General features: G+C 39.0%; 6 protein-coding genes. 3 read left to right on the forward strand and 3 right to left on the reverse strand.

Features of this window, described 5'->3' with window-relative positions; all coding sequences use genetic code 11:
• Positions 1-74 precede the first annotated feature (74 nt).
• The 3 genes from AN619_RS01900 to cls all read left to right on the forward strand — a co-directional run bounded on the left by AN619_RS01900 (position 75) and on the right by cls (position 3,133).
• Positions 75-1,196, forward strand: a complete 1,122-nt coding sequence (locus AN619_RS01900; RefSeq protein ID WP_330382005.1) for a sodium ion-translocating decarboxylase subunit beta — start codon at positions 75-77, stop codon at positions 1,194-1,196.
• Positions 1,197-1,208: 12 nt separating this feature from the next.
• A complete protein-coding gene (locus AN619_RS15490; RefSeq protein WP_198153212.1) occupies positions 1,209-1,340 on the forward strand; it encodes an OadG family protein in 132 nt (43 codons plus the stop codon).
• A 410-nt stretch (positions 1,341-1,750) separates the two neighbouring features.
• Complete coding sequence (gene cls, locus AN619_RS01905; RefSeq protein ID WP_083524933.1) at positions 1,751-3,133, forward strand: cardiolipin synthase; 1,383 nt, start codon at positions 1,751-1,753, stop codon at positions 3,131-3,133.
• 282 nt (positions 3,134-3,415) lie between these two features.
• Here the strand turns inward: cls and AN619_RS01910 are convergent, their stop codons facing one another.
• The 3 genes from AN619_RS01910 to AN619_RS16195 all read right to left on the reverse strand — a co-directional run.
• Complete coding sequence (locus AN619_RS01910; protein ID WP_068554551.1) at positions 3,416-4,618, reverse strand: alanyl-tRNA editing protein; 1,203 nt, start codon at positions 4,616-4,618, stop codon at positions 3,416-3,418.
• 128 nt (positions 4,619-4,746) lie between these two features.
• Positions 4,747-5,742 carry a hypothetical protein gene (locus AN619_RS01915; protein ID WP_068554553.1) on the reverse strand — a complete coding sequence of 332 codons (996 nt, stop codon included), beginning with the start codon at positions 5,740-5,742 and terminating at the stop codon, positions 4,747-4,749.
• Positions 5,743-5,768: 26 nt separating this feature from the next.
• Positions 5,769-6,000, reverse strand: a 232-nt coding sequence (locus AN619_RS16195) for a hypothetical protein (protein ID WP_207644247.1), incomplete at its 5' end; no start/stop codon positions are given.

The raw sequence follows: 6,000 nt of genomic DNA on the forward strand, positions 1-6,000 counted from the left end.
CCTTTGTTTATACATGATCAGGTATAAACAAAAGGTCTTTTTTTTGAAACTGAATATGAGGAGGCGTATTCGCAATGTTCATGGAAAAATTATTGATGGGTATTCAAAGTTTAACCTGGGGCAATGTTATCATGTTTCTGATAGGGGGAGTACTGATCTATTTGGCCATTCAAAGGGAATATGAGCCAATGCTGCTGCTACCCATCGGTTTTGGTGCAATTCTTACAAATATACCGGTCATTGCTGAGGTGCCTGGTATTGCAGATCCGGAGCATGGGGTTTTAGGGATTCTTTTTCGTACCACGATCCTAACGGAATTGCTTCCAGCTTTTATCTTTATTGCCGTGGGAGCGATGATCGATTTTACTCCCTTGCTAAAAATGCCATCCATGCTGTTTTTTGGTGCTGCTGCCCAGTTTGGAATATTTTTTACTTTGTTGACGGCCTTGCTGTTTGGATTTCCATTGAAAGAAGCAGCTTCCATCGGAATTATCGGCGCTGCTGATGGACCAACCTCTATATTTGTTGCTTCTAAATTTGCCCAAAATCTGTTGGCGCCTATTTCTGTAGCTGCTTATTCCTATATGGCCCTTGTGCCGGTGATACAACCCCCGGTGATTCGGGCGCTGACTACCAAGGAAGAACGTAGAATCAGAATGGATTATCGTGAAGTAAAGGTTTCCAAAATGGTAAGGATATTGTTTCCTATTTCTGTGACAGTTTTGGCTGGAATTATTGCACCGATCAGTGTAACCCTCGTGGGACTGTTAATGTTCGGAAATTTGATTCGAGAAAGCGGTGTACTGGAAAGATTGTCACAAACGGCTCAAAATGAGCTTGCAAATTTGGTTACCTTGCTTTTAGGAATCACTATTGGATCTACCATGACTGCAGAAGCATTTTTGAATTGGAAAACTTTGATGATTATAGGCATGGGCCTTGTGGCTTTTGTTTTTGATACGGCAGGCGGTGTCATATTTGCCAAAATTTTAAATCTGTTTGTGAAGGAAAAATATAACCCCATGGTAGGAGCTGCAGGGATTTCGGCTTTCCCCATGTCTGCGAGGGTAATACAAAAGATGGCTCAAAAAGAAGACCCAAGCAATTTTATTTTAATGCAGGCTGTAGGAGCAAATGTGGCGGGGCAAATCGGGTCAATTATAGCGGGCAGTGTTGTGCTGGCACTATTATCTTAGAGGGGTGATATGATGGATTTTACACTAATTCCGGAGGGCTTAAGGATTATGGCCTATGGTATGGGAACCACCTTTACAATATTAATTTTGTTTTATTTCATGATTAAAGTACTGTTAAGATTATTTCCTCATCGTGAGCAATAGTAAAAAAAGACCTTTTGGAGTCTTTCAGTCTGTAGAAAAAGTAATGGGATAAGTAAGAACCCTTGAGCTTTAGGCTTCGTCGCGAATCAGCAAGCCGCTTTTTTTCCTTATCACACATAGGAAATTATGTACTTTCCTAAATTGTAGAGAAGTCATAATTTCCGTCATGGGTTTCCACAAAGTCTTCCTTCAAATCTTCCAACGGAAGACTTTGTTATTTTTTATGCACAAAAAATTATGGGCATTGAAAAGTTGCGGATCATTTCTTCATGGCTGTCATGGACTGCAAGACAACCCTCCCTGCAAAGGAGGATTGCAGATTTTATTCTTCCCCCACAGGAAATTCATGAGTAAAGGAGAGGGAAATATGTAAAACTATTAGAGAAAAATGATAAGTAGGGCGTGATGGATTGAAAAAGATATTATTTATCCTTATCTTGATATATTTTCTGTTTGCTATAGTCAAATCTTTTTCCCTCCGGTGGCTGCTCCATATGCTGGCAATCGCTTTTCTATTGCTGGCCGCATTGGCACTGGCAAGAGATATCCAGAGAGAATATCACAAAAGTATAGCCAAGAAAAACGCAGAATATGTTCATCTACTGAACCAGGAAAGATCCCAAGGGCCAAGGGTTATTGTACAAAATGTGGCAGAAACGGTATGCAACATTCATATCAAAGAAGAATCTCCTGACGGGCCATATTTTCATTATGTAGAAATTCTAGCACATGAAAAGGAAGCCTATGATGCTATGTTTCAGTCCATCAAAAATGCAAAACATCATATTCATGCAGAGTATTTTATTATCAAAAATGATCAAATTGGTACTAAAATCAAAAATTTACTGATTCAAAAAAAGAGGGAAGGTCTTGAAATAAGATTGATTTACGACGGCTTTGGCAGTTTATTGATGCAGCGTAAATATATCCGAGAGTTAAAAAATGCAGGTATAGAGGTGGCGACTTTTTCTCCTCTTTGGCAAGGAATTTGTAATGTAAGCATGAATTACCGAAATCATAGAAAAATGCTGATTATCGATGGAGAAACATGCATGATGGGAGGACGAAATATAGGGGACGAATATTTTGGGAAAAAAACAAAAATAGGGAAATGGAAGGACTTAGATATCCTTCTTAAGGGCAGTGGGGTGGCGCAAGTTCAATCTGTGTTTTTAAGGGATTGGTATATGGCCAAAGGGCAAATGCTGATGGATAAAAAATATTATAAAGAAAATATAGAAAATAGGGAGAATATTCCAGTACAGATCATTACAGGGGGCCCTGATTCTCCTCAAAATCATATAGAACACGCATATTTTTCCATGGTGAATGCTGCAAGAAAACAAATATTTATCATAACGCCGTATCTGATCCCTACGGAAAGTATGATAACAGCCCTTGAGAATGCAGTATTCAGAGGTGTTGATGTCCAAATACTGATTCCCATTAATTCCGACAATCTTGTTGCAAAATATGCGACTAACCTTTGGGCCAAGAGGTTGGCGAAGTCAGGCGTAAAGGTTTTTCAATACCAAAATGGATTTATTCATAGTAAAATGATTGCCGTGGATGATAAAATAGCGTCCATTGGTACAGCCAATTTTGACTACAGGGGGATGCAAAGAGATTATGAAATGCTTGCTGTTATTTACCATGAGAATTATGTCCGGCAATTAAAGGCGTATTTTCAGATATTTATGGATCAATCGAAGAAGATAGAAGTAGAGAAAAGAGAGGGGTTCCTCGATATCATGGGAATGCAATTCATAAAACTCATAAGAGAATCTCTATAGAGAAGAGAGACATCTACCCCTTCCCTCCAATATAATCATTATATGGAAGGAAGAAAATATTAGATAATAGAAATTCAGTAAAATGTATGAATTCGGAAGGATGTGGAATATAATGGATAAGAAACAAGAAATATGTAGGAAAAAATCGAAACAACCTATTGCGAACAACGGAAAATTTGTTTATAATCTATATTTGTGAGTATAATTTTTCCAAGCACATATAGGGTGATAGCATAAAGAAAAGTGTCCTTTCAACGGGACACTTTTCTTTATGCTATTTTTCTAAGATATTTGTTCTGCAATCATGGAATAGGCTGTCTCTAGAGCTTTTTCCAGGTTTTCCAAGTTATTGCCTCCACCTTGGGCGATTTGGGGATTGCCGCCGCCTTTTCCGTTGATCATGGGAGAAATCTCTTTGAATAAATGATGCATAGGAATTTCCAGGTCTTTAGAGCGGCTGAAAATGATTTGGGCTTTGTTTTCATCTTTTGTGCCGAGTAACGCAACCACATTGGGTTGGGATACAAGTTTTGTGGCCAAAAGTCTAAGTTCTGCAAAGTCTTTTTGATCAAAAATTTTCCTTATGATTTTTACCGGACCTAGGGTCTCGGCATCACCATGCAACATGGCGGCTTCATAGTCAATAAACTGTTCTTTTAAATTCCTGATGTCTTTCTTTAAGGAATGATTCTCGCTGCAAATTCTCTCCACGGCACTTTGAACGTCCATATCCTTAACGGACAGCAAGTTGGAAATGGCATTGATCTGATGATTTTTCCAATGATAATCCTTTAGGGCCCGGTTGCCGCAAAGAAATTCAACGCGGGTAATGCCGCGAATTTTTTCCCACTTCCGTATTTTTATGAGACCTACTTCACCGGTTTGGGACGGATGGGTGCCTCCACAGGGAGAATAGTCTACTTGATCTACTTCGATAATACGGATATTTTCCTTAACCTTTGGAGGTTTTCGCAAGGGTAATTTTTCAAGGGTTTCAGCATCGGGATATAATTGCTTGACCTGCAAATTGTTCATCACAAATTGATTGGCAAGATATTCTACCTTTTCTGCTTGCATAGGAGACATTTCTTCCAAGGTAACATCAATGGTTACGTATTCGGTGCCCAAGTGAAACCCTACCGTCTTTGCATCAAAAAGCTTTTCAAAGGCCGCAGACAATAAGTGTTGGCCAAGGTGCTGCTGCATATGGTCAAAACGTCTGTTCCAGTCAATTCTGCACTTGACGTGATCCGGCTTTTCCGGGGGCAGATGGGTCACATGGTAGATTTGACCATTTTCCTCAAATACATATGCTACTTCGCAATTTCCGATCCACCCAAGATCATGGGGCTGTCCTCCGCCTTCAGGGTAAAAGGCCGTTTGATCGAGCACCAAATAGTATTTTCCTTCTTTCTCACGAATCTTTAATATATTGGCAGTAAATTCTTTTAAATAGACATTTTCGTGAAATAATTTTCTTGTCAAAATTTTTCATTCCTTTCTTTGTAAAGCTCTTTGTATATTATCTTCTATAAATAAAGTAAAAATCCTGCGAAAGCCAATTTTTTCATTATGGGATGACGCCCATGACAAGTAGGAAAGGAGATTTCAGCTTAGGGCGCTTGCAGGAGGATACGATCCTTGGGAATATATTCAATCTTGCCCTCGGTAGAAATAATTTTATAATTATTTAGAGAAAATCCCATAAAGGTTTCTATGGCGTGTTGGGTATCTTCCAATATGGCTACGGGTTCTCCTGAAGATTTTCGTAGGCCTTCCTTGAGAATAAACTGACCATATTGGGGATTCCAGTAAAAGTCCTCTTTGAATCGGGTGGTGTCAGTAAGTTTGAATTCATTGGGATAGGGTATGGTTTCCTTGTATGTTGTAAATTTTTTACGGTTGATTTCAACAGAGATATGCAGGCGAGGGTCTTGATGGAATTGAATAAGATTGTTTTCGGTAATTTTGATCCATTGATTTTCAGGAGCCTTGGGATCCTGCCATTGCAGTTTGTAGATTTCTTCACTGTATTTTATCATTTTCCACAGTTCTTTCCATGTTTCTCCCGAATACAAATAGATTTTTACAAATCGTTCGATGAAAAATCCTCCCAGTCTTTCATCAATGATTTGATGACTGATGATAAAATTATATCCCAAATCCGGTGCAGCAATAAAGTCTAATTTTTCGATGGGAAGAGCATTTTCAATCTTAGAGGAAAATATATATTCACTGGCTACAGATCGATAGATACCTATGACGGATTGATCTTTTGACAGGTTCAGCACCACAATGAGTTCCAAATCATCTCCAGGCAGTATGTTGGATTCATAGAGCATGAAGCTGATATAATCTATGTAATCAAGCCACTGTGGATAGTCTAGGTTTTTTAGCGTAGCCTTTATGATATCCTTAGCTGCCTTTTGCCTGATATTTTCCTCTCCATGATGGTATTCTTTTAATAGTTCCTTTGGTATTTTCTGCTGGGATACTACATAAGATTGAAAGGTTATGATATTTTTATGCTGTTGAAAGAACAGATCAAGAAAAAACGTCATGAACAATAAACCGATCATCAATAAAAAAATATACAAATGTTTTTGCATTTTGATCACCTCATTAAAATATATGTTCAACAGTGAAGAAATTGAACGATAAGATGAGATGACCATGATTCTTTTGAAGAGTCAAGGAGCTGGAATGCAAAGGCAGCCGGGCAATTCAGCCCGGCCTCTTTCATGTGCGCCCGGCATGGGCAGTAACTTGGCGGTGAAAGTCCGCTATGGGCTTGGCAGTGGGAACCATTAGCCAAAGGCAAGGGTGTCCATCGTGAGGTGGAATCTGAAGGAAGCCGGAGGCAAAGC

Origin of the sequence: Thermotalea metallivorans (assembly GCF_001562415.1) — a bacterium.
In the GTDB taxonomy this organism is placed as follows: domain Bacteria; phylum Bacillota; class Clostridia; order Peptostreptococcales; family Thermotaleaceae; genus Thermotalea; species Thermotalea metallivorans.